Raw genomic sequence first — 23,448 nt, forward strand, 5'->3', positions numbered from 1 at the left:
TTTTTGACGTTTGTCCCTCCGCCGGCAGTTCGCTGGCGCTGACAGATCCCTTATCGAGAGGAATTAAGGAAGATGGCTTCCAACCAAAAGAAGCGGATGCTCGCAATCGCGATTGCCGGTGCCACCGCGGCCGGCAGCACCGTAACGTTCGCGCCGAGTGCAAAGGCGTACACCCAGCAGCAGGTCCAGCAGCAGGTGATCGGCTCTGGCAATGACCTGCCGTTCAACTCCGGTTGGGTTGTTCGTGAGAGCACTCACTACATCACCTTCGACGAGGCGACCCCGACCTACTACATGGACCTCTACGATTGCTACGAGTGGCGCATCGTTAGCGGCAAGGAGATCCTCAACGTCAGCCCGAACGTGCAGCAGGATGAGTGGGGCAACGTCTGGACAACCGGCATCAAGCTTTCCCCGGCTCAGGAGAACCTCAGCGGCACTGTTGAGCTGCAGCTGCGTGACCAGCACGGCAACATCACCATCTACTACCTGTGCATCACCAATAACATGATCACCGGTGACTACCCGTCGAACCCGGTCGTGCGTACCGTGACCGAGACCGCTGCGCCGGTCACCGTCACAAACACCGAGACCGTGACCCAGGATCCGGAGGTCGTCGAGGTCACCAAGACCGTTGCTGGTCAGCCGGTCACCGAGACCAAGACCGTTACCCCTGAGGTGCGCACCGAGACCGTCGTCACCACCGTCGAGGGTGAGCCGGTCACCACGACCGTCGAGAAGACCGTTACCCCGGAGCCGAAGGTCGTCGAGGTCACCAAGACCGTCGAGGGCAAGCCGGTTGTCGAGACCAAGACCGAAACTCTCGTTGCTGAGCCGGTGACGAAGACCGTTACCCCGGAGCCGAAGGTCGTCGAGGTCACCAAGACCGTCGAGGGCAAGCCGGTTGTCGAGACCAAGACCGAGACCCCCGAGCCGGAGGTTGTGACCGAGACTGTCACCCGCACCGAGACCGAGACCGCTGCGCCGGTTACCGTCACCGACAAGGAGACCGTGACCCAGGACCCGAAGGTCGTCGAGGTCACCAAGACCGTCGAGGGCAAGCCGGTCACCGAGACCAAGACCGTTACCCCTGAGGTCATCACTGAGACCGTCACCCACTACCCGAAGCCGGAAGAGCCGGTCGTTCAGACCGTGACCAAGACCGTCACTCCTGAGGTTGAGACCCCGGCCCCGGTTACCGAGACCGTCACCACGACTCTGCCGGTGGAGAAGGACTCCGAGGGCAACGAGATCATCATTGTGAACAACAATGTGAACAACAACATCATCAATACTGGTGGTACCTCGAACCCGAACCAGCCGGCCATCAACTCGAACACCTCCGAGGTTGTTGTGACCGAGGGTGACGCCGACGGCAGCATCCAGGTTTCCGAGGCACGTCTCTCCAAGGAAGAGGGCGACCACGTCCGTGTTGCGGGCACCGTGTCTATTGACGACTCTGCGGTTGTGATCTCCGACGAGTCCAAGCTGATCATGGATCGCAACGAAGCTGGCGAGATCATCCTCGTGGCTACCGACGAGGCTCAGGTTGGCGACAAGATCGTTGTCAAGATCGGCGAGAAGACCATCATCAACGTCACCATCACTGAGGAGACCGTTGAGAATCCGATCGACTACTCGGTCAGCGTTGTTGAGAAGACCATCAAGAACAACCAGGATGTCGTCCTCGAGGGCAACGGCTCCTACGAGGTTGTGAAGGGCGAGGACCAGGTCATCGTCTACAAGGATGAGACCGGCGAGTTCCGCTTCATCCCGGTCGAGGGCGCAACCGGCGAGGTTGTCGTCGAGGAGACCGTCGATGGCATGGTCGTCACCCGCTACGTCTTCACCATCACCGACCAGGAGATCACCCGCGAAGTCACCACCACCAACACCGGTTCCGTCTCCGTCACGGTGACCCCGGAGTCCAACGAGGTGCGCGTCGCCGAGGGCTCCGAGGACCTCGTCGAGGTGAAGAAGGACGAGAACGGTAAGTGGATCGTCCTGCCGAAGGGTCCGGTTGGCACCGCTGTTGTCGAGATCGTTCACCCGGAGACCGGTCGCGTTGTTGGTCGCTACAACATCGACATCCAGCCGAGCATCAAGAACTACAAGATCCTGAGCATCCAGAAGCTCAAGATCAACCCGATCGTCGACGGCAACAAGCTGGTTGTCGTCGAGGGCGGTGACCTTGGCGAGCTCGACGGCAACGTCTTTGTCCCGAACGACGACGCACAGGGCCGCGCAACGGTCCACGAGATGGACGCTGACGGGAACATTGTTGGCAAGTACATCATCGACATCACCCGTGGCGCCTTCACCCACGAGCTGCGCGAGAAGGACCAGTTCCTGATTGCATGGGATGAGAACACCCGCGTCGACATCACCAAGGGTGAGGACATTGTCGACGTCAAGGTGGAGACCGTCGACGGCCGAAAGGTTTGGGTTGTCACCCCGAAGCCGGGTAAGGAAGGCACCGCTGTTCTTGACCTGATCAAGACCATCAACGGTGAAGAGCGCGTCGTCTCCCGTTACTACCTCAACGTGAAGAAGGACGAGCGCAACGTCCGTATCGAGGACGAGTACTCCTCCAACGGCGAGACTGTTGTAGTGACCCCGGGCAAGAAGGGCAGCACGCTCAAGGTCCTTGAGGGTGGCTCCCTGGTCGACGTCAAGGAGAACTCGGATGGCTCCGTGGAGATCATTCCGAAGGATCCGAAGAAGACCGGCGGTGTCGTCGTGGTCAGCATCGACGAGGACGGCAACGTCGACAAGCAGATCAACATCGGCCTCAACAACGACGACCCGGAGACCGAAGAGGGCGCGAAGATCCTCATGCCGGAGGACGGCAAGGACGGCCGCTCCATCAGCATCAAGCTGCCGAAGGACAAGGGTGACCTGAAGCTCGTCGGCAAGGACGGCGAGCCGCTCGACTCCGAGTCTGGCCTGGAGCTGATCGAGAACGAAGACGGCACCTACGAGCTGAAGTGGTCCGGCGACGCTAACAAGACCCCGGAGTTCAAGCTCCAGTGGTTCGTCGACGGCAAGCTGGTCGAGGAGCACATCGGTCACGCCCGTACCGAGGGTGGCCACACCTACATCACCTTCATCCAGAACCCGGGTGGTACGGATATCGACACCAACATTGTCGAGAACGGCTCCGCTAACGGCTCTTCCGTGAAGGACCTCGACGGCAAGTGCATCGCCGGCCTCGTCGGCCTCGCAGCTCCGCTGATGCTGGCTATCCCGGTTGCTGTGCTTTCCCAGGTGCAGATCCCGGGCCTGGAGGGTATCTCCGGCCAGATCAACGGTGCTATCCAGGATGTAAACACCCGCATCCAGCAGGGCCTGGGCATCTTCAACGAGGATCGCGCTTCCCGCGCCGCTGGCTTCCAGGGCGCTTTCAACATCCAGAACCCGGAGATGCTGGGTATGGCTGGTGGCGCGATCGCAGCCATCACCCTCGGCCTGCTCGCTATCGACGGTCTGATGCGTGCCTGCGGTGCGGAGGAGTACACCTCCTCCTACCAGGTGGGCAAGGCAACCGGTAACGAGAAGCTGATGGGCCTGTCCTCCACCAAGGTGGACAAGGACACTGACGCTAAGGGCGACGACTCCTCCGAGAAGTAAGCCCTCACCGGTCCGCGACGAGCGGACAGGATGACAGCGAACCGCCCGGCAACCGATACGGTTGCCGGGCGGTTTCTTCGTTTCTGGGGCGTGTGGACGGGTATCGCCGCACTACCCGCTCCATCTTCCAGTTACGCATGCGGCGGGTTCCAAGAATGCGAAAACCCCGTGCCAGCCGCCTGGATGACGTGCATGGGGTGGCGCAGCGCAGCCGCGCTTGGCGGCTACTTGCGTGGAAGGGCAGCCAGCGCCAGGCCGATGCCCACGAGCCAGGAGTCCTTCGCAATGGCGAGGCCTGCGCTGGACGGGCGGATGCCGTCGTCCTCGGTGTACTGGTCGTTACCGAAGTACATGGAAAGCAGGCCGGCACCGAACGCGGCCAGGCCCAAGCCGGCCAGGCGGTTCGGGATCAGCGGGCACAGGAGTGCCGCACCCAGGGCAGTCTCAGCCGAGGCGAGGCCGGTGGCGAAGTTTTCAGCGTCGATCTGGCCCAGCTGCGGGATACCGTCTGTAGCCATGTCGCGCAGGCCCTCGGCGCCTTCCTTGTCCACCTGGAATTTGCCCAAGCCGGAGTTTAAGATCAGGGCGCCGGTGGGGATGCGCAGCGCCGCGGACGGCAGACGCAGGTTGATCTTGTCCTTGTTGGATTTCTTGAAAAACATGGGTGGGGTCCTTCGGTCTATCTGGGGAAATGTTGTGCCCCGCCCATGGTAGGGGTTAAACGGACAGCTCGGGGTGGAGGTCCTTCATGTGCCAGGTCCGGCGGCCGTACAAAGCCACGCACGAGATGGCCACGGACAGCGCGCCGACGAACAGCAGCACGGTCACAGCGGTCCACATGCGCGGGTCGTAGGACGGGGTGCCGAACAGCGCGTAGCGCACCAGATCCACCGAGTAGCGCATCGGGTCCCAACTGTGCACCCACTGGATGAACGCGGGCTGCACCTCCGGCGGATACAGGCCGTTCGACGCCACCAGCTGCAGCGACATCAACGCCATGGTGGCCAGGCGCCCAGGGGCGGGGCCCAGCGCGGTGTTCAGGGCCATGATCGCGGTGACGAACACCCAGGACACCAGCACCAGCACGGCGAACAGTGACAGCGGGTGCAGCGGCTCGACGTCCAGGATGAACGTCTGCATCACCCACAGGGCGATGGACTGGAAGAAGCCGATGATGAATGACGGGATCATCGTGTACAAAAGCACACGCAGCGGGTTGGTGCCCGAGTCGATCGCTCGGCGGCTAAACGGCGGCATGATCATGTACATAATCAGCACGCCGAACCACAGCGACAGCGACAGGAAAAACGGGCTGAGGCCCTTGCCGAAGAAGGTCACGCCGTCGCCGGTGTTTTCGGTGTGCACCGGGTCCGCGGCGGCGTCGATAGCCTTGTTCAGGCGCTCACCCTCCCAGCTTGGGGCCTTTTCGGCGCCGTCGGAAAGGCTCATGGAGAGCTCGCCGGTACCATCGGAGAGCTTGACCAGGCCGTCGTTGAGGTCGCCCAGGCCCACCACCAGCTGGTTAGACCCGGCGGCCAGGCGCGAGGTGGCGTCGGTGGCGGTGTTCGCCGCCACGACCAGTTTGCCCGTGCCGTCCTTCAGCGTGGTCACGCCGGCGACCAGGGTGCCGGAGCCTTCCTGCAGGCGCTTCAGGCCGTCCGCAAGCGTCTTTGCGCCCTCGACGGCGCTGTCAACGCCGCCGCGGTACTTCGCGCTCGGGTCCGATAGCTGGGTGGCCAGCTCGTGTGCGCCGGCCTGCAGCTGCATCAGCTGGCCCACCAGGTTGTTTTCCGTGACCGCCTGCAGCGGGCCGGCGTTGATCTGCAGCTGCACGCCACGCGCCTGGTTTGCCAGCTCGTTGCTGCCCGGGATGGGGGAGCGGTCCAGGTCCGCGATCACGTTGTTCAGGTTTGCGTTGATGTCGTCCAACGCGGCCTGCAGCTCGTTGATCTTGCCGGCAAAGCCAGCGATTTTGTCAACGCCGCCGGCGATCTGCGTCGCGCCGTCGCCAAGCTGCTGCGTACCCGCCTGCAGCTGAGTCAGGCCGTTGGAGAGCTGGTCGGCGCCGCCGGAAGCGGTGGTGATGCCGTCGTTGAGCTGGATCGCGCCGTCCTGCAGGCGTGCGACACCGCCGTCGAGTTTGGTCACGGCGTCCGGCAGCTGCTGCACCTTGTCGTTGAGCTGCTGGATGCCGTCGTTGAGCTTCGTGCCACCCTCGTTGAGCTGCTCCGAGCCGTCGTGCGCCTTGTTCGCGCCCTCGTCCAACTGCCCGGCGCCGTCGGCGGCCTTATGCACGCCGTCCGAGAGTGTGTTGATGCCTACAAACAGTTGCTCAACCACCCTGCTGCCCACGGAATTCGACACGGCAGAGCCGATCGCCTCCGCGGCCTTCTCGCCCAGCATGGTGGGGATGAAACCGTTGGTCTCGTTCAGCGTGATGTTGATCTTCGCTGAATGCGGGTCATCTTCCTTCACGCTGGTCACAGCCTCAGAGAAGTCCGTGGGGATCTCCAAGCCCAGGTAGTACTTGCCGCTGGCGATGCCTTCCTGGGCCTCCTCGGCGCTGACAACCTGGAAGTCCATGGGGCGCTGCTCCAGCAGCTTGTCCACAACCTGCTGGCCGTTGTCGCCCTCGTCCGAGTTCACCAACGCGACGGGCAGCTTGTGCAGGTTGCCCAGCGGGTCCCAGTACGCCCAGGGGAACAGGCCGCCGAACAGCAGCGGCAGCAGGCATATCGCCGTGATGGCGAGCGGGGGAAGCTTGCCGTGGGCGAACTTCCGGAAGTCGGATCCAATGTGCAGGCCACTCATAGCCCCTCCTCATTCACCGTGTTCACCATTACGGGCAGGTGCACCGCGACCCCGCGCAGATCATCCAGCAGCTTGCGGCGGATGTCCATCTTGCGCACCTGGTCCACATCGTCCACGATCAGCATCTTCGCGTCCGGGCGGGAAATCAGCGCCAGCAGCACGCGCAGGCGGAAACGGTCCGTCGGGCCGATGTCGCCGACGTGCGCCGTCATGTCGATGTCTTCCAGCTGCAACGGCCCCAGCCACTTTTCCACGTTGTCGTGGGACTTGATCGCCTCGGATGAGTGCGGTGTGCGGGCGAAAAAGTTCTGCGACCACGCAATCTGCTCGCGCACCACGTCGCGGATGCGCACGAGGCGGTCCAGCCCGTCAATTTCGGTCACGCCTGCAAGCGCGATCTGCTTGAAGCGCTGGCGTGTCCTGGTTTCTTCCCCGTCGAGGAGGATCGTGCCGGAGTGCGGGTTGAAGCGCCCCGCCAGCGCGAGGCTGAGCAGGGTCGAATCGGACTCTCGCCGCGTGTTCAGCAGGGTCAACCCCCGACCGATGTCGAAGTTTTCCGGGGTGTCGCCCTTGCGGAGCACGAGGTCTTGCGTGCTGAGTATGGGGGTCATGCGGTCCCTTAACCGTAGGGTGGACTATCACTTAACTCGTGCTATGGTGCTCCCCAAAATAGTCACTGTCAAACCCAAAAAGGGGGCTGGTCAACAATGCGTGCAGACGCCCGCGCGAAACGCGACCAGATTGTCACCGCTGCGCTGGCCCAGATAGGTACTCGCCCGAACTCCGAAATCACCCTCGAGGGCATCGCGGCGGACGCCGACGTGGGCATCGCCACCCTCTACCGTCACTTTCCCACCCGCGCCGCGCTCTACGACGCCTGCGCGATCGTCTTCCTCGAACGCATCGAATCACTCCTCGATGACGCCCTCGACGGCTTCGAAGACAATCCCACCGAACATTTCGAATCCTTCGTCTGGGCGCTCGTCGATTCGGGCGTGGGCATCCTTGCCACCGCGCTGGCCGCCGATAGCTCCGACGGCGGTCTCGGCGCACGGCGTGACGCGTTCATGAGCAAAGTGCAATTGCTTATCGACGCCGCCGCCCCCCACGGCATCATCGCCCCCGGCCAGTCACCCATGCAGCTGGCCACCGAGCTCGTCGTAGCGACGCGGCCGCTCACCGCCCCGCTCGCAGACATCCTTCCGGATGTGCGCGACCGCCTAGTGCGCCACCTCATGGCAGGCTGGCGCACCACGGCTTAACTACTTGTTGCCGTCCTGCGGGAAGTCGTTCAGGTCCTGTCCGATACGGCCGTCGCGGAACGTGCGTTCCGCCGGTTCTTCGCGCAGCTCGTGGCGGCCGCCCTCAGTGCCGGCGGCGTCCTCCACGGAGTGCTGGGCGTGGGTGGCCTTGCGCTGGTCCTCCGCCAGGGTGTCCAGGGTGGTCAGGCCCTCCCCGCCGAGGTCTTTGGTGGTGCCTGCCAGATCATCTTCCGTACGCGTCGAGTACACGATGGTGGAGGAGCCGGTCTTATCCGTCTCCGTGCGGGTCGATGCCGGGCGGTACGTCTCCGCCGGCGCCTCCTCGCCCGCGAGCTTGTCCTTGAGGAAGAACTCCCAGGCAGCCCACGCGCCACCCGCGAGCGCGGCGGTGCCCAGCGTTGCGCCGACGACCTTGCCAAACCCGCCCTTCTTCTTTTTCTTCGCGGTCTTCGCGTGCTTCTCCAGGAACTCCTGGCGCTCCTTGCGGCTCGGGGCCGCGTCCGCGAACTGCTTGCGACGGCGGTCCAGGCGGTCGTGCGCGTCGCGGGTGATCTCGCCGGCCTGCGCCCGGGCGGCGCCGTAGAGTTCCTGCAGCTGATCGACGTCGAACTTCTCGTGGATGTCGTCCAGCTTGCCGTCCTTCAGGTTGTCCAGCAGGGACTGGTAGATATCGCGCTCGCGCTTGTCGTTCTGGTCGCGCAGGTACTTCCACGCCTGGTTGGCAATAGCGGCGGCGAAGCCGATGTTCTTCAGGTTCACGGGTTTCTCCTTGTGTTGCGTTTGTAAGTTTCGGGTGGTTGCGGGGCCCAGGGTAGCGAAATCCGCCGTGCCTGCTCGCAAACCGGGAGCGCCATCGCACCACCGGGCTCAGTGCGTACCAAGCGTTCCGCAAAAGTGAACAGCTCGGTTCATTGTGCGCGATTAACATTCACACCAAATAACCCGGTACGCAGCACAGACAGCGCTTAAAACCGTCAACTCATTGTGGCGGTTACGTGGCGTAAATAAGTTTCAAGGCACCGTTTAAACACGGTGCAACGAAACACAACAACCCAGCCGAGAAAGGTCCCGCCATGTTCGAAGCCTCTCTTTCGACCAGGCTTTCCGCCTCGGCGCCGCTGGACCGCGAGGGCGCGCAGCTGATCCGCCACCCCCGCCGGGAACGCCAGCGCACCGCCCTGAGTTTCGAGATCATCCCGCCTCGCCCCACGGACGACCCGGAGAAGAACGACCAACTCATCGCGGGCCTGGCGGAGTACAAGCCGGATTACGTCTCCGTGACCAGTTCGCACCGCAGCGAGTGGCTGGAGGGCACCGCCGCCGTGATCTCCCGCATCGCGGAGACCACCGATCTGCGCACCATCGCGCACCTCGCCTGCACCGCGGGCACGCGCGATGAGATGGCGGAGTGGGTGCGGGTGCTTATCGACGCCGGCGTCCGCGGGTTCCTCGCCCTGCGCGGGGACCTGCCGGAAGAGGGCCTGCCTGCGGACCACCTGCAGTACGCCACGGATCTGCTCAACCTGATCCAGGACGTGCAGGAGGAAGAGGCGTTCCGCCTTGCCGCCGGCAAGCTCGCGCTCTCGGTGGCCTGCTACCCCAAGGGCCACGAGGAGTCGCGCAACTTCGACCACGACCTGGACGTGCTGTTGACCAAGCAACGCCTGGGTGCGGACTTCGCCATCACGCAGCTGTTCTTCGAGGCCCAGGACTTCCTAAAGTTCGTCGAGGTGGCGCGGCTGGCGGGTGTGCGCATCCCGCTCATCCCCGGCATCATGCCCATGACCTCGCTGCAGCGTGTCCGACGCATGGGGGAGTTGTCGGGGCTGGAGGTGCCGGTAGGCGTCGAGAAGCAATTGCTCGAAGCGGACGACGAGTACGAGGCCGGCATGCAGCTCACCGCCAACTTGGCGCGCGAGATCTTGGATGCCGGCGCGGGCGGACTCCACGTGTACACGCACAACAACCTGCACGTCACGCGGGACTTTCTGGACCGCATCGGATAGATAAAGGACAACAATGACCACTTTCCCCAAGGCCACCATCGAGGGCTACCCCCGCATCGGCGCGAACCGTGAGCTCAAGCGCGCGCTGGAGAGCTACTGGGCGGGCCGCATCGACGCTGAGACGTTCCGCTCCACCACACGCGCCTTGCGAGTGAACAACTACAACCACCTGCGCGACCTCGGCCTGACCGAAGATTACGCCATACCGGCGGACGTTGCGCTCTACGACCAGGTGCTCGACACCGCCCTGACCGTCGGCCTCGTGCCGGGCGGAGTCGACTTGGACGAGGAGTTCGCGCTCGCCCGCGGCAACGACACCCGGGTGCCGCTGGAGATGACCAAGTGGTTCGACACCAACTACCACTACCTCGTGCCGGAGATCGAGCCAGGCCAAACGATCAAGGCGGTGCCGGAGCGCATTCTGCGCATCGTGGAAGAAGCCGTCGAGGCCGGCCACAAGGTCCGCCCGTTCCTGGTCGGCCCGGTCACGCTGATTGCGCTGTCCAAGCCGGCCGAGTGGTCGCTGCTGCCGTCGCTGGTGGAGGCGTACGCCGAGGTTTTCGCCGCGCTGAAGGATGCCGGCGTGGAGTGGGTCCAGATCGCCGAGCCCGCCGTGGTGGCCGACCTGTCCACCCCGGACGCGGAGATCGCTTCCTACCTGCGTGAGGCTTGGTCTGATTTGCTGGGCCGCGAGACCCGCCCGAACGTGTACCTGACCACCCCGTACGGCTCCGCCCGCAAGTCCCTGCCGGTGCTCGGCGAGCTAGGCGTGGAGGTGCTGCACGTGGACCTGTCCCCGTGGACCCTCGAGGCGGATGCCGGCTACCCGGAACGCGTGCGCGAGGCGATCCCGGCCGAGACCCACCTGGTCGCCGGACTTATCGACGGCCGCAACGTCTGGACCGCCAACCTGCGCGAGCGCACCGAGGTGCTCGAGTCCCTGGGCCGTTCCGCTGATTCGGTGTCCGTGTCCACCTCCACCTCCCTGCAGCACGTGCCGCACACCCTGAAGACCGAGCGCAACATCCCGGTCGAGGTCGCCCCCTGGCTGGCGTTCGCCGACGAGAAGCTCGCCGAGATCCAAGCGCTTGTCGCAGGCTCGGACGAGGCCGTCGAGGCGTTTGCCCAGTCCGACCGCGCCGTGCGCACCCGCGCAGAGTCCACCACCATCCACAACTCCGCCGTCGTGGACCGCGTCGCCGCTCTGCCGGCCGGCGCCGTCAAGCGTGAGCCCGCGTTCGAGGAGCGCAACAAGGTCCAGCGCGAAGAGCTCGGCCTGCCGACGCTTCCGATCACCACGATCGGTTCCTTCCCGCAGACCACCGAGATCCGCAAGGCGCGCGCGGACCACCGCGAGGGAACCTTCTCCGACGCCGAGTACACCGAGGCGCTGAAGGCCGAGATCAAGCAGGTCATCGAGCTGCAGGAGGAGATTGGCCTAGACGTCCTCGTCCACGGCGAGGCGGAGCGCAACGACATGGTGCAGTACTTCGCCGAGCTTCTCGACGGCTTCGTGGTCACCGAAAACGGCTGGGTCCAGTCCTACGGCTCCCGCTGCACCCGTCCGCCGATCGTGGTCGGCGACGTCTCCCGCCCGGAGGCCATGTCGGTGGAGTGGTCGGCCTACGCCCAGTCGCTTTCCGACAAGCCGGTCAAGGGCATGCTCACCGGCCCGGTGACCATCCTGGCCTGGTCCTTCAAGCGCGACGACGTGCCTTTGAGTGTTTCCGCCGACCAGATCGGCGTCGCACTCGCCGACGAGGTCGCGGATCTGGAGAAGGCAGGCATCAAGGTCATCCAGATCGACGAGCCGGCGCTGCGCGAGCTGCTCCCGCTGCGCGAGGACGACCGCGCCGCCTACCTGGACTGGGCCCAGCGCGCCTTCCGCCTGGTGTCGTTGAACGCGAAGCCTGCGACCCAGATCCACACCCACCTGTGCTACTCCGAGTTCGGCCAGATCATCGAAGCCGTCGCAGGCCTCGACGCCGACGTCACCTCCATCGAGGCAGCCCGTTCCAGGATGGAGCTGCTCGAGGACATCGACGAGACCTTCCACTCCGAGATCGGCCCCGGCGTGTGGGACATCCACTCCCCGCGCGTGCCCTCGGCCGAGGAGATCGCCGGCCTGCTGCGCGCCGCACTGAACCACGTGCCCACCGAGCGCCTCTGGGTCAACCCGGACTGCGGCCTGAAGACCCGCGGCTACGCCGAGGTCGACCTCTCCCTGCGCAACCTGGTCGCGGCACGCGACGAGGTCGTCGAAGGGCTCTAGCGCGCCGGGCGGGGCGGAGCTGACGTCGTCAAGCTTGAGCCCCCGCGCCCAGCCCTCACCCTCGCGCCCCTCGCCGCCCTCACCCCGCGAAAGTCGAGTACGGGAGGTCGAGTAGGCCCGCTATTTGGGCCGAACTCGACCTCCGCCGCTCGACGTTTGGCGGGGCTCTTTCGTTCTCGCCAGTAGCCATGTACTCTGAGCGAAACAAACAAACATCGGGGGGATCATGGACAGGAGAAAGCTAGCGCAACTACTGGTCAGGCCGGGTGAGTCGGACCGGCAAGCGTGCATCAAGTTATCCGCGAACAAATTCATCGCAGAGGTGGAATGGTCGCGGCTGAAACACCACGAGCGGGAGTTTCTCAGCTGCTATGCAGTCGGCACCGCGAGCCGGAAAGCGGTGCTGGTGGGGCGCTCCGCGGCAATCGTGCACGGCCTGTGGACGCTGCCCGCCCCAGACGCGCCCGTCCTACTGGCCATCCCGGGACAAAAACCGCCCGCCAGGGCAAGCTGGCCGGAAGGGGTCGAGTACCGCAGCCTGCGCATCCCCGAAGAAGATGTGGTGGCCATCGAGTGCGCGACGCCTGGCGACGTCCTCCGGTTAACCAGCCTCGTCCGCACAGCCGTCGACGTCGCGCGCCTGCACGGGGTGAGGGCAGGAGTCGTCGCGATGGATTCCCTGTTTGTGGGCAAGCCACCGCTGGAGCAGGAACGCATCCAGGCCGAACTCCATGCGACGATCAAGCGTCTGGCCGGCAAGAAGGGGATCGGGCGGGCACGGCAGGCGCTGCGTTGGTCGTCCACCAAGTCCGAGTCGCCGTACGAGTCTCTCCTGCGCGTGATCCTGCGCGAGCGGAACATTGTCGTCCGCGAGCAGATGTGGATTGGTCGTTACGTGCGCCCGGACTTGCTCTGGGGGCAGGTGGCGATTGAGATCGACGGGCTGGTCAAGACGGTGAAGAAAGACGAGGAGGCGGCGAAGAAGGTGTCGCGCGACCAGCTCCTGCGTGAAAATTGGTTACGGAAGCAGGTCTACGAGGTCGCCCGCTTCGAGCCGTTGGATATTCTCCGGGACGAGGAGGCCTGTGTCCGGGAGATCCTGGAGCTCAAGGCCCGCTCCGGTCTCCTCGGCGAGCCGAAAGTACCGGCCACGGTGTTCAGACCGGTGCACGGGGAACACTGGCGGAGGTAGGGGCGCTATACGCCGCCGAAAGTCGAGTACTGGAAGTCGAGTACGGCACCGAAACCGGGCGTACTCGACCTCCCGGACTCGACCTTTAGGGCCGTGAGCCCAACCCCGCACCCGCCCACACCCCACGCGGCGGAACCCGCGTACTCTGGAGCGCATGACTCAAAAGACTCAGACGATGACTCTGCACACCAATCACGGCGACATTGTGATCGACCTGTTCGGCAACCACGCGCCGAAGACGGTCGAGACGATTACGGGCCTGGCACAGGGCACGGCCGACTACTCCACCAAGAACGCCAAGGGCACCACGGATGGTCCGTTCTACGACGGCGCGATTTTCCACCGCATCATCCCGGGCTTCATGATCCAGGGCGGAGACCCGACCGGCACCGGCACCGGCGGCCCGGGCTTCCAGTTCGCCGACGAGTTCCATCCGGAGCTGCAGTTCGACCGCCCGTACCTGCTGGCCATGGCTAACGCTGGTCCGGGCACGAACGGTTCCCAGTTCTTCATCACCGTCGACGCGACCCCGTGGTTGAACAACCGCCACACCATCTTCGGCGAGGTCACCGACGAGGCGTCGAAGAAGGTCGTCGACGAGATTGCGAACGTGCAGACCGGCCGCATGGACCGCCCGGTCGAGGATGTCGTGATCGAGTCCGTCGACATCGCCTAAGCCAAAAGCGCCACTTGCGCGCCGCGCCCCCGCCACCGTGCGGGGGCTTTTTCGTACCCTGATCCCATGCCTACTCTCCGCAACTTGCCCCGCACTGCCCCCGCTACGACCGCGCTCGCGGCGATCTGCACGCTCGTCTTTTTCGTCGCCGCGCTCCAGGCTCGTTCGCTCACGGACGTGGTGTGGGATTCGTCGGTGGGTTCCAGCACCATCCTCTACGGCCCTGAGGTGTACGGCGCGGGCTACCTCCGGGCGCTGACTGCCGGCTTCATGCACTTGGACGTCACACACCTCTTCGTCAACATGTTCATGCTGGTCTTGGTGGGTGCGGAGGTGGAGCGCTTCCTCGGCTCTGGTCCGTTTGTGGTGGCTTGGGTCGCGGGGGTCCTTTGGGCGTCGGCAAGTGTGCTTGCATTTAGCTTTACGACGCCCACGGCCGGCGCTTCCGGCGCCCTCTACATGCTGATGGCGCTGCTGATCGCCATTGCTTTTCGACGTTCCACGGACCTGCGCGCGCCCCTTGCCCTGGTGGCGGTGAACGTGGCCTACACGCTGCTCAGCCCGGGTGTGTCGCTGTGGGGGCACCTGGGTGGTTTGGCTGCGGGGGCGGTGATGGCGTGGCCGTTGACGTCGCAAAGTATGCGCACCCGCTGGATCACGGCGGGCGTCGCGGCCGTGGTGGCGTGTGTGGCCATCTGGGCGCTGACGATCCCGTCGACGCTGCCGGTGTACTAGTTATCCACAGCGGTTGTCCACAATGTGGAGAACTACACGCGTGTAACTCCTCGAACGACACGTCGAACAACCAAAATGACACGCCGACGGAACCTGGCATTTTCGAAAGAAAACCAGCACATTTCGCAGCCCTGTGGAGTTGTGCACAGAGTTATCCACAGGTGTGGATAGAAGAAGCCCGTTGAGTCCGGCTCACCCCACCAACGCAAAAATCGGATTGTGGCAAATATTTGCCACAATCCGATTTCACACATCCCCCCGGAGGAAAGCGCTATCGCCAACCCATAGTCATCAGCAGACCGAGGATCATGCCGGCGAAGCCGATGGCGTAGTTCCACGGCCCGAGCTGCCCGAGCCAGGCGATCTGGTCGCCGGCGAGGTAGTAGAGGATCAGCCAGGCCAGGCCGAGGAGCATCAGCCCGAACATGATCACCTTGTACCACATCGGGGTTCCGCCGGTGTTGACCTTCACCGGGGTACGGTTTGTGCCAGCGGAGGTGCTGCTAGCTGGGCGGATAGGGTCTTTGGTTACTTTTGCTTTAGGCATGTGCGCTCCCTTAGTGTGTGCGGGCCATAGCGTCTAAAGCGTCTTAGACGCCTAAAGCCCTAGCTCGCGCTGCATGTTGCGCAGCGCGGTGTTCGCGTTCTGGGGTTGAACTGTATCAGCCTGCCGTGAAGCCGCGTTATTCTGCGGAATGAGTTTGCCTGCATCGAACTTCCACAGGTTGTAGCCGATGGCCTGGTCCTTGCGGATGGTTTCGCCGGCGGCGATTTCTTGGTGGCCGACCAGGCCGTCGTCCACAAGCGCGCCGGTGGGCACCGTCGGGCCGGGCACGAAGCGGCCGTTCCAGCCGGCGTCGCGGAGTGCTTTTTCGGCCTCTTCGGAGCTCTGGCGTGTGATATCCGGCATGGTCATGAGCATGCCGTTGGAAACGCGCAGCTCGATGGTGGTGCCGGATTCGACGTCGGTGTTTTCGCCCGCCACGGCGAGCACCTGCCCCTCCGGCTTGGTCGAGTCCACGCTGGTGACCGTGGAGCGCAGCTGCAGGGAAGACAGGGTCGCGGTGGCATGCTCGACGTTCAGGCCCACCAGGGACGGCACCTGCACCATTTCCGGCCCGGAGGAGACGGTGATGGCGATGCGCGAGCCCTTGGCGATCTGGGTGCCGCCGGCCGGATGCTGCGACGTGATCAAGCCTTCTTCGATGTTGTCGCTAGATTCGCGGCGCACGTTGGGGTTGAGTTCCAGCCCGGCGTTCTTCAGCTCTTCGATGGCTTCTTCGGCCGTCAGGTTGGTCACGTCCGGCACGTCGGTCATTTCCTTGCCGGTGGAGACGGTCAGCGTGATCTGGGTGCCGCGCTTGAGTTCGGAGCCCGCGGCGGGGTTGGTGGAGATAACGTTGCCGCGTTTGATTTCGGGGCTGGGCTCTTCCGTCACAGAGACTTCGAAGCCGAGGTGCTCGAGTTCGCGGATGGCGTCGTTGCGCGGCATGTCCACGAGTTCGGGCACGGGCACCATTTCCTCTTTGACTACCTCAGCGCTGTCGTTGTTTACGGAGAAGTAGTCGTAGACGAACCAGCACACCGCGCCCGCGAGCAGCAGGCCGAGCAGCGCGGAGAGCCACTTGAGCCAGTTGGAGGAGGTTTTCTCGTTGGCGGCGCGGTGGTCGGCGTAGCGCGTGTGCCCGGAGGCAGCAGTTGCTTCTCTGCGCACCACAGGTTCGCGCACCACATCCCCAACCACAACGGTGTGGTCCTGGGACGGCGAGTCCACGGCGTGGGAGCCTGCGTCTTGTTCGGCGGCGGCGAGGTGGTTGCGGGCGGCGGTGGTGACGTTGCCGCGCTCTAAAAGCGCGAAGTCCGCGCCCATTTCGTCGGCGGTTTGGTACCTGTCGGCGGGGTGTTTCGCCATCGCGGTGAGGATGACCGAGTCAACGTTGACCGCCTCGTTGTCCGACAGCGGCGCGGCGATGCGCTCGGACGGCGGCACCGGGTCTTCTTGCACGTGCTGGTAGGCGACGGCGAAGGGGGATTCGCCCTCAAACGGCGGCACCCCGGTGATGGATTCGTACATCACGCAGCCGAGCGCGTAGACGTCGCTGCGCGCGTCGGCGGCTTTTCCGCGGGCCTGCTCGGGGGAGAGGTACTGTGCGGTGCCGATGACGGCGGAGGTTTGCGTCATGGCGGAAGTGGAATCATCCAACGCTCGCGCGATGCCGAAGTCCATGACCTTCACGGCACCGGTGTTGGTGACCATGATGTTGGCGGGTTTAATGTCGCGGTGGATGATGCCGGCGTCGTGGCTGGCCTGCAGCGCCCGGGTGACTGGCAGCAGCAGTTTCGCGGCGCGCTCGGGGGACAGCGGCCCTTCGTTGCGCACGATGTCGCGCAGGTTCATGCCGTGGACGAGCTCCATCACGATGTAGGGCACGTCCACGCCGGAGGTTTCCACGGAGCCGGTGTCGTAGACCGAGACGATGTTGGGGTGGTTCAGACGCGCGGAGTTTTGCGCTTCGCGGCGGAAGCGTTCGCGGAAGTTTTCGTCGCGCGCCATGTCGATCTTCAACATCTTCACGGCGACTTCGCGCCCAAGCGAGACATCGGTGGCGGCATACACGTCCGACATTCCGCCAGTGCCGATGATGTCGCCGAGTTCGTACCGGTCCGCGATCAGCATTTACCTGCCACCTCCGAGCAAGCTATCAAGGTTGGGCAATTCTACCGCAGGGGCCGGTGAGTTTGTGACCTCGGGCTGATTGCTTATCGACGTCGCGCTTTCCGGTGTTCCAGCCTGCTGCGTAGGAGTCGCCGCGGACGGTGCAGACGGTTCGGAGACGTCGGCGGACGGAGCAGAGGGCTCCGCGGACGGCTCCGCGGGAGCCGGGGCGTTGTCGGTCTCGGACTCTTCGAAGCGCAGGGTGCCCGGGTTGCGCGGTTCCGTGATCGTGGTGCGCTCGCGCTCCGTGGTGGTTTCGGTGACCGGCTGTTCTGCGTCTTCTGTGTCTTCTGCCTCTTCCTCCGCCGTCGGCGTGGTCGCGCTCATGGTGGGCCGCGGGGTGGTGGGGGTGCCGCCGCCGGTGAAGCGGTCGAACACGCCCTCGGTGTACGCCCAGGCGGCGCCGCCGGCAAGCAGCGCGAGCAGCAAAATCGCGGAGATCACAGGCCCGGCCGCGGAGGACTTCTTCTCCGGCGCGTGTTCGCGCGGCGCTGGTGTCGCGACGCGGGAGGGGGCGGGGGGAGCCGGAGGACGTCGAGAAGCAACGGCTCTTGCTGCGGACGGCGGGTAGGCGCCCTCCGGGTGGGAGGTGCGCTCCTCGGCAACGCTGGCCAGCATCTGGGTGGACGCGGTCGCGGACGGCTCGGTAGCCACCACCTGGGTGTGGCCACCCGGCTGGGCGGGGCGCAGGCCCTGGCGGACCTGGGAGATGGCCAGCTGGAACTCGTTGCCGTCGCGGAAGCGCTGGCCGGGGTCCTTGCGCAGCGCGATCTCGATGAGCTCGCGCGCCGGGGCAGAGACCGAAATGGGCAGCGCGGGCGGCTCGGCGGAAACGTGCGCGAGCGCCACGGACACGGAGGAATCGCCGTTAAAGGGGCGCTTGCCGGAGAGCAGCTCGTAGCCCACCACGCCCAGCGAGTACACGTCGGACGCCGCGGTGACCTTCATGCCCTGGGCCTGCTCGGGGGAGACGTACTGGGCGGTGCCCACCACCATGCCCGTGCGCGTCAGCGGCACGGCCGCGGCGGCCTTGGCGATGCCAAAGTCCGTGATCTTCACCTGCCCGTGCTGGGTGAGCATGAGGTTGCCCGGCTTGATGTCGCGGTGCACCAGCCCCATGCGGTGGATCACGGCCAGGCCGTGGGCGGCCTGCTCGAGCACGTCGAGCGCCAGCGCCTCATCCAGCTGGCCTTCGCGGGCGATGAGGTCCGCGAGCGACTCGCCGCGGATGTACTCCATGATGATGTAGCAGACGGTGGAGCCCGCGTCGGTGTCTGCTTCGCGGTAGTCGTAGGTGGCCACCACGTTGTCGGAGTTGATGCCCTGGGCGGACAGCGCCTCGTTGCGGAAGCGGGCGAGGAACTCCGCGTTGGAGCTGTACTCAGGGCGCAGCACCTTGATGGCCACCTCGCGCTCGTTGGCCAGGTCGTCTGCCAGCCACACGGTGGACATGCCGCCGTGGCCGATGATCCACTGCAGCTTGTAGCCGTCGCCGATGAGCTGTTGCAGGTCCTCGCGGTTTTCGGTGTTCATCTACTCTGCTCCTTCCACGGGTGCGGGGGCGGCGGGTGCTGCGCGCAACACGGCGCGTCCGATCGGTCCGGCGACTTGGCCGCCGGTGGCGGCCTCGCCGAGGTTGCCGCCGTTTTTCACCACCACGGCAACGGCGACGTCCTTGGCCGGGTCGAACGCTACGTACCACACGTGCGGGGCGGCGCCTTCGGCGTGCTCGGCCGTGCCGGTCTTGGAGGCGAAGCCGTTGCCGTCGTAGCCGAAGGTCCACCGCTCGGACGCGAACATCAAGTCCGTGATCGTTGCGGCTTCTTGTTCCGTTACGGCCTCGTTCAGCTCCACCGGCTCGGTTTCGTGCAGGAGTTTGCCGTTGGCGTTGCGCACCTGCCGCACCACGTGCGGTTCCATGCGCTTGCCTTTATTCGCGATGGTCGCAGACATCATCGCCGCCTGCAGCGCAGTCATGGTCACGTCGCGCTGGCCGATGGCGGACTGGGCCAACTCGGCCCCGCCGGGCAGCTCGCCCAGCGAGCCCGCGGCGTTGGGCAGGCCCAGGTTGTAGCGTTCGCCGACGCCGAAGCGGGCGGCGGCGTCGCGCAGCGCATCGGGGCCCATAGCAAGGCCCATCTGCACGAACGCGGTATTGCAGGACAGGGCGAACGCGGTGCGCAGCGGCACCTGTCCGCCGCCGGCGCAGGCCTGGCCGCCGTAGTTGGTCAGCGGGATGTTGTCCGTGCCCGGCAGGATCGTCTGCGCCTCGCCGGTCAGCGGCGACTCCGGCGTGAAGCCGTTTCGCAGGCCTGCGGCGGTGGTGATGATCTTGAAAATCGAGCCTGGCGGTAGTTGCTCCTGCGCCGCGTGGTTTAACAGCGGGTTCGCGGGGTTGCCGGTGGCCTCGGCCCAGGCGCCCTCGGCGGTCGCCGGGTCGGCAATGCCGTTGGGGTCAAAGCTGGGGGTCGAGGCCATGGAGAGCACCTCGCCTGTCGACGCCCTCACGGCCACCACCGAACCATCAAAGCCCGGCTTGGCCAGCTGGTCGTACGAGAAGGCCTGCAGGTTCGGGTCTAGGGTCAGCTCGACTGTGTCGCCCTTTTTGCCGTCCTCGAGCCCGGTGCGCAAAAAGCGCGATGCGGCGCCGGAGTCGCCGGTGAGGTCACCGTTGTGGGTAGCCTCCAGCTGGGAGGTGCCGAACTGGTCGGAGACGAAACCGACGATGGGCGCAAACGAGAACGGCATGTTGGGGTAGGCGCGCTGGTAGAAGCCGGTTTCCTCGTCGCGGTAGCTTTGGGCCAGCACGGTCTCGCCCGCGACGATGTCGCCGCGGTTGGTGCGCTTGAGGTCCATGAGGATGCGCGAATTGTGTTGGTTTTGCGCGTACTCGTCTTCGCGCAGGCCCTGGACCACGGTGAAGTTGACCATAAGCGCCGCGATCATCACCAGCGCGACGACGGCGCCGTAGCGGATGGACTTGTTCATCGTGCGCCCACCACCTCAGGGCGCGCGGTGCCGGCGGCGACGGCGTCGTAGTCCGCAGGGCGGTTGGCGCTGTTGGAGATGCGCAGCAAAAGGCCCAAAAGGATGTAGTTGGCCATCACGGAGGAGCCGCCGGCTGACATGAACGGGGTGGTCAGGCCCGTCATGGGCAGCATGGCGGACACGCCGCCGGCGACCACGAAGATTTGGATGACAATGGTCAGCGCCAACCCGGACGCGAGCAGCTTGCCGTAGGAGTCGCGCGCCTGCATGGCGGTGCGGAACCCGCGGGTGATAAACACCGCGAACAGGCACAGCACCGCAGCGATGCCCACGAAGCCGAGCTCCTCGCCGATGGCGGCCAGGATGTAGTCGGAGTGCGCCACGGGCACTAGCTCCGGGTGGCCGTAGCCCAGACCGGTGCCGGTGATGCCGCCCCAGCTCAGGCCGATCAGGGCGTTGGCGGGCTGGTTGCCAATGCCGTCGAAGTCCGCGAATGGGTCGATGAAGTTGGACACGCGCTCCTGGATCTTGGAGCTGACCTGGTAGACGGCGTAGCCGCCCACGGCCACCAATCCGACGCCGATGAATAGCCAGGACGCGCGGCCGGTGGCGAAGTAGACCATGCCTAGCACGGTGGCGAACAGCAACAGCGCCGGGCCGAAGTCGTTGGAGATGCCCATGATCAAAATCGCGATCGCCCACACCATGAGGATCGGCGCGAGGTCGCGGATGCGCGGGAAGGTCATGCCCAAAAAGCGCTTGCCGGCCACGGTGAACAGGGCGCGCTTCTGGGCCAAAAGCTGGGCGAAGAAGATCAGCAGCAGGATCTTGGAGAACTCGCCGGGCTGGATGGAAAACGGGCCCAGCCACAGCCAGATGCGCGCTTCCTCGTAACCCGGGGGCTGCGGCCACACCAGCGGCAGGGCCAGCAGGATCAGGCCCACCAGGCCCAACAGGTAGGAGTAGCGCGACAGGGATTTGTGGTCGCGGATGACCACCAGGGTCAGCACCATCAGCCCCACGCCAACGAGCGACCACAGCATCTGGCGCTCCGCCAGCGGCCCGTAGCCGGGGCGCTCCGCCAGGTCAAGGCGGTAGATCACCACGAGGCCCACGGCGTTGAGCAGCGCCACCACGGGCAACATCACCTGGTCCGCGTACGGCGCCAAGAAAGCGATGGCCACGTGCGCGATGGCGTAGACGCCCATGAATCCGCCGATGATGTAGAGCATTTCGGTGGACAGGGTGCGCCCTTGGCTCGTCTCTAGGCCGAAGAGCATCAGCGCAAGGAGCCCTGTGGCGAACAACAAGAGGAGCAGCTCGCGGCTGCGGGATACTAGGCGGCTCATCGCACCTCCCGGCAGGTGTCTTCCTCGGCGCTCTTCTTGTCGGTGCAGGCCGGCAGCGCCTGATCCGCCAACTCATTCAACTTGGCTAATACGTCATCGTAGGAGCCGGTGACGTCTTCGACCTCGCGCTTGTCCTTGGGCAGGTCGGAGGTGGCAAAGATGCTGCAATCGCCCGGCTTGGTGTCCTTGGAAATCACGCGCATCTCGCCCTTGGTGTTTAAGCAGGCGCGCTGGATGTCCTCGGTTTTCGCGTCCGCGAACAGGTTGTCGCGAGTGGTGTGCTGCACCACAAACTCGCCGGAGTCCTGCACCTTCAGCACGTAGGCGTCCGTGGCGCGGGATTGCGACCACATCACGCCCGCCACCGCAAGCACCAGCAGAAGCACTAGCGTTGCGACGACCCAAGGCCACACCGACGACGGCCCCTTCTTCCCGGCTCCGCTAGTGTGGCCCTCCTCGTCGTCGGAAGCATCTGCGTCCTGGAGTTTGGCCCGGTTGTGGTCCGGGGTGATGGTTTCGGACCTGCGCAGCAGTGCTGCGGCGCGGGAGGCGGCGGAGTCAGGGTGGGATGACTCGTAGCCCGGGTCCAGCGCGCCGGCTTTGACCACGGCGCGAGTCTCTGCCGCGGCATCGCCCTCGGAGGCCTCCACGACTTCCGCCACCACCACGGTGACGTTGTCCGGCCCGCCGGAGCGCAGCGCCAGCTCGATCAGGCGGTTCGCCGCCATCTCCGGGGTGCCGTCGCCGAGCGCGAGCTGAATGGTCTGCTGTGTCACCGGGTCGCTCAACCCGTCGGAGCACAACAGCACGCGGTCGCCCGGCTTGACCTCGATGAGCTCCAGGTGCGGCTCCACGGCCCGGCCGGTGTAGGCCTTCAGAATCAGGGACTTCTGCGGGTGCGACGAGACGTCCTCGGGCGCGAGCTTGCCGCCGTCCACCAGCGACTGGACGAAGGTGTCGTCGACGGTGAGCTGCCGCAGTTCGCCTTTACGAAGCAAATAGCCCCTGGAGTCGCCCACGTGGATCAGGCCGAGCTCGCGGCCATTGAACATCGTCGCGGTAAGTGTGGTGCCCATGCCGGCCTGCTCGGGGTGCTCAGCCACAGACGCCTCGATCGCGGCGTTGCCGTCCTCCGCTGCCGCGCCCAAAAGCGCGAGCATGTCCGCGTCCTCGGGGTCGCGGTCCAAGTGCTCGAGGTGCTCGACCATGAGCTGGCTGGCTACCTCGCCGGCGGCGTGGCCGCCCATACCGTCCGCAAGCACCAGCAGGTGCGGGCCCGCGTACGCGGAGTCCTCGTTGTTGGCGCGGACCAGGCCCCGGTCGGACGCGGCCACGAAATCTAGCGCGAGCTTCACGGCATCAGCCTCACAATCGTGCGTCCCATCTTCATGTCCGTGCCCACGGTCACCCGCTCAGGCTGATCAATGCGCACCCCGTTGACGAAGGTGCCGTTGCGCGAGTCCAGGTCCTCCACGAACCAGTCGCTGCCCCTGCGGAACAGGCGCGCGTGGCGCGAGGAGGCGAAGTCGTCGCCCAGCTGGAAATCGTTGTCTCCGGCTCTACCGACAGTCAAGTCTTCCAAGCTGGCAATTTCCATGTGGGAGCCTTTCAGCGGCCCCTCAACTACCGCAAGGGTGCGCGCTTTCTCCCTGGGGGCAGGGGCAGACGCACTTGCCTTACGACGCATCGTTCCGCCCGCCGACACCACATCCTTCCTCTGCGTCCACATCACCAGGAAAATGAACACCCAGAGCAAGGCCAGAAGGCCGAAGCGGGCGCTGAGGATCATGGTCGAATCCATGTGAAACCCT

18 protein-coding genes are annotated in these 23,448 nt (G+C 65.1%); 7 read left to right on the forward strand and 11 right to left on the reverse strand.

What is annotated here, in order from left to right; translation table 11 throughout:
- Positions 1–72: 72 nt before the first annotated feature.
- Entirely contained in the window at positions 73–3,630 is a 3,558-nt protein-coding gene (locus CIHUM_RS00100; RefSeq protein WP_034996728.1) for a hypothetical protein, read from the forward strand.
- 224 nt (positions 3,631–3,854) lie between these two features.
- Here CIHUM_RS00100 and CIHUM_RS00105 read toward each other — a convergent pair whose 3' ends face one another.
- Genes CIHUM_RS00105 through CIHUM_RS00115 form a run of 3 tightly spaced genes read right to left on the reverse strand, consistent with a single transcriptional unit; the run spans position 3,855 to position 7,052 of the window.
- A complete protein-coding gene (locus CIHUM_RS00105; RefSeq protein ID WP_051106196.1) occupies positions 3,855–4,292 on the reverse strand; it encodes a hypothetical protein in 438 nt (145 codons plus the stop codon).
- A gap of 55 nt (positions 4,293–4,347) precedes the next feature.
- Positions 4,348–6,441, reverse strand: coding sequence for a YhgE/Pip domain-containing protein (locus CIHUM_RS00110; protein WP_034996731.1), 2,094 nt, complete (start codon positions 6,439–6,441; stop codon positions 4,348–4,350).
- A complete protein-coding gene (locus CIHUM_RS00115; RefSeq protein ID WP_034997727.1) occupies positions 6,438–7,052 on the reverse strand; it encodes a hypothetical protein in 615 nt (204 codons plus the stop codon). Before CIHUM_RS00115 ends, CIHUM_RS00110 begins: the two co-directional genes overlap by 4 nt.
- A 96-nt stretch (positions 7,053–7,148) precedes the next feature.
- Between CIHUM_RS00115 and CIHUM_RS00120 the strand changes: the two genes are divergently transcribed.
- Positions 7,149–7,703, forward strand: coding sequence for a TetR/AcrR family transcriptional regulator (locus CIHUM_RS00120; RefSeq protein ID WP_034996733.1), 555 nt, complete (start codon positions 7,149–7,151; stop codon positions 7,701–7,703).
- Here the strand turns inward: CIHUM_RS00120 and CIHUM_RS00125 are convergent, their stop codons facing one another.
- Positions 7,704–8,462 carry a hypothetical protein gene (locus tag CIHUM_RS00125; RefSeq protein ID WP_273680219.1) on the reverse strand — a complete coding sequence of 253 codons (759 nt, stop codon included), beginning with the start codon at positions 8,460–8,462 and terminating at the stop codon, positions 7,704–7,706.
- A gap of 314 nt (positions 8,463–8,776) precedes the next feature.
- Here CIHUM_RS00125 and CIHUM_RS00130 point away from each other — a divergent pair, with 314 nt between their 5' ends.
- From CIHUM_RS00130 to CIHUM_RS00150, 5 genes are all read left to right on the forward strand, one after another.
- The gene (locus tag CIHUM_RS00130) at positions 8,777–9,709 is read left to right on the forward strand and encodes a methylenetetrahydrofolate reductase (protein WP_034996739.1); all 933 of its coding nucleotides are present in this window, start codon (positions 8,777–8,779) and stop codon (positions 9,707–9,709) included.
- Between the two features lie 13 nt (positions 9,710–9,722).
- Complete coding sequence (gene metE / locus CIHUM_RS00135; RefSeq protein WP_034996741.1) at positions 9,723–11,981, forward strand: 5-methyltetrahydropteroyltriglutamate--homocysteine S-methyltransferase; 2,259 nt, start codon at positions 9,723–9,725, stop codon at positions 11,979–11,981.
- Positions 11,982–12,207: 226 nt separating this feature from the next.
- A complete protein-coding gene (locus CIHUM_RS00140) occupies positions 12,208–13,173 on the forward strand; it encodes a PDDEXK family nuclease (protein WP_034996743.1) in 966 nt (321 codons plus the stop codon).
- A 154-nt stretch (positions 13,174–13,327) separates the two neighbouring features.
- Positions 13,328–13,849 (forward strand): peptidylprolyl isomerase, encoded by a 522-nt coding sequence (locus CIHUM_RS00145; RefSeq protein WP_034996746.1) that lies wholly within the window; start codon positions 13,328–13,330, stop codon positions 13,847–13,849.
- 66 nt (positions 13,850–13,915) lie between these two features.
- Positions 13,916–14,584 (forward strand): rhomboid family intramembrane serine protease, encoded by a 669-nt coding sequence (locus CIHUM_RS00150; protein ID WP_034996748.1) that lies wholly within the window; start codon positions 13,916–13,918, stop codon positions 14,582–14,584.
- A gap of 271 nt (positions 14,585–14,855) precedes the next feature.
- Here CIHUM_RS00150 and crgA read toward each other — a convergent pair whose 3' ends face one another.
- The 7 genes from crgA to CIHUM_RS00185 are packed head-to-tail and all read right to left on the reverse strand — an operon-like array spanning position 14,856 to position 23,438.
- Complete coding sequence (gene crgA / locus CIHUM_RS00155; RefSeq protein ID WP_034996749.1) at positions 14,856–15,131, reverse strand: cell division protein CrgA; 276 nt, start codon at positions 15,129–15,131, stop codon at positions 14,856–14,858.
- 51 nt (positions 15,132–15,182) lie between these two features.
- Complete coding sequence (gene pknB / locus CIHUM_RS00160) at positions 15,183–17,261, reverse strand: Stk1 family PASTA domain-containing Ser/Thr kinase (protein ID WP_074431952.1); 2,079 nt, start codon at positions 17,259–17,261, stop codon at positions 15,183–15,185.
- Positions 17,262–18,833: a serine/threonine-protein kinase gene (locus tag CIHUM_RS00165; protein WP_273680220.1), complete on the reverse strand. Its 1,572-nt coding sequence runs from the start codon at positions 18,831–18,833 to the stop codon at positions 17,262–17,264.
- Positions 18,834–20,288, reverse strand: a complete 1,455-nt coding sequence (locus tag CIHUM_RS00170; RefSeq protein WP_034996754.1) for a penicillin-binding transpeptidase domain-containing protein — start codon at positions 20,286–20,288, stop codon at positions 18,834–18,836.
- The gene (locus CIHUM_RS00175) at positions 20,285–21,637 is read right to left on the reverse strand and encodes an FtsW/RodA/SpoVE family cell cycle protein (protein ID WP_034996761.1); all 1,353 of its coding nucleotides are present in this window, start codon (positions 21,635–21,637) and stop codon (positions 20,285–20,287) included. Before CIHUM_RS00175 ends, CIHUM_RS00170 begins: the two co-directional genes overlap by 4 nt.
- Positions 21,634–22,992, reverse strand: coding sequence for a PP2C family protein-serine/threonine phosphatase (locus CIHUM_RS00180; protein WP_034996764.1), 1,359 nt, complete (start codon positions 22,990–22,992; stop codon positions 21,634–21,636). The genes CIHUM_RS00175 and CIHUM_RS00180 overlap by 4 nt, the downstream gene beginning before the upstream one ends.
- Entirely contained in the window at positions 22,989–23,438 is a 450-nt protein-coding gene (locus tag CIHUM_RS00185) for an FHA domain-containing protein FhaB/FipA (RefSeq protein WP_034996765.1), read from the reverse strand. The genes CIHUM_RS00180 and CIHUM_RS00185 overlap by 4 nt, the downstream gene beginning before the upstream one ends.
- Positions 23,439–23,448 lie beyond the last annotated feature (10 nt).

This window comes from Corynebacterium ihumii, assembly GCF_028609825.1.
In the GTDB taxonomy this organism is placed as follows: Bacteria; Actinomycetota; Actinomycetes; order Mycobacteriales; family Mycobacteriaceae; genus Corynebacterium; species Corynebacterium afermentans.

Excerpts from the sequence above, each read along its gene's own strand:
- CIHUM_RS00100 (WP_034996728.1), top strand. The coding sequence starts at position 73 with ATGGCTTCCAACCAAAAGAAGCGGATGCTCGCAATCGCGATTGCCGGT.
- CIHUM_RS00115 (WP_034997727.1), bottom strand. The coding sequence starts at position 7,052 with ATGACCCCCATACTCAGCACGCAAGACCTCGTGCTCCGCAAGGGCGAC.
- pknB (WP_074431952.1), bottom strand. The coding sequence starts at position 17,261 with ATGCTGATCGCGGACCGGTACGAACTCGGCGACATCATCGGCACTGGC.
- CIHUM_RS00170 (WP_034996754.1), bottom strand. The coding sequence starts at position 20,288 with ATGAACAAGTCCATCCGCTACGGCGCCGTCGTCGCGCTGGTGATGATC.
- CIHUM_RS00140 (WP_034996743.1), top strand. The coding sequence starts at position 12,208 with ATGGACAGGAGAAAGCTAGCGCAACTACTGGTCAGGCCGGGTGAGTCG.
- CIHUM_RS00120 (WP_034996733.1), top strand. The coding sequence starts at position 7,149 with ATGCGTGCAGACGCCCGCGCGAAACGCGACCAGATTGTCACCGCTGCG.
- CIHUM_RS00105 (WP_051106196.1), bottom strand. The coding sequence starts at position 4,292 with ATGTTTTTCAAGAAATCCAACAAGGACAAGATCAACCTGCGTCTGCCG.
- CIHUM_RS00185 (WP_034996765.1), bottom strand. The coding sequence starts at position 23,438 with ATGGATTCGACCATGATCCTCAGCGCCCGCTTCGGCCTTCTGGCCTTG.
- CIHUM_RS00110 (WP_034996731.1), bottom strand. The coding sequence starts at position 6,441 with ATGAGTGGCCTGCACATTGGATCCGACTTCCGGAAGTTCGCCCACGGC.
- CIHUM_RS00165 (WP_273680220.1), bottom strand. The coding sequence starts at position 18,833 with ATGAACACCGAAAACCGCGAGGACCTGCAACAGCTCATCGGCGACGGC.
- metE (WP_034996741.1), top strand. The coding sequence starts at position 9,723 with ATGACCACTTTCCCCAAGGCCACCATCGAGGGCTACCCCCGCATCGGC.
- CIHUM_RS00145 (WP_034996746.1), top strand. The coding sequence starts at position 13,328 with ATGACTCAAAAGACTCAGACGATGACTCTGCACACCAATCACGGCGAC.
- CIHUM_RS00130 (WP_034996739.1), top strand. The coding sequence starts at position 8,777 with ATGTTCGAAGCCTCTCTTTCGACCAGGCTTTCCGCCTCGGCGCCGCTG.
- CIHUM_RS00150 (WP_034996748.1), top strand. The coding sequence starts at position 13,916 with ATGCCTACTCTCCGCAACTTGCCCCGCACTGCCCCCGCTACGACCGCG.
- CIHUM_RS00175 (WP_034996761.1), bottom strand. The coding sequence starts at position 21,637 with ATGAGCCGCCTAGTATCCCGCAGCCGCGAGCTGCTCCTCTTGTTGTTC.
- crgA (WP_034996749.1), bottom strand. The coding sequence starts at position 15,131 with ATGCCTAAAGCAAAAGTAACCAAAGACCCTATCCGCCCAGCTAGCAGC.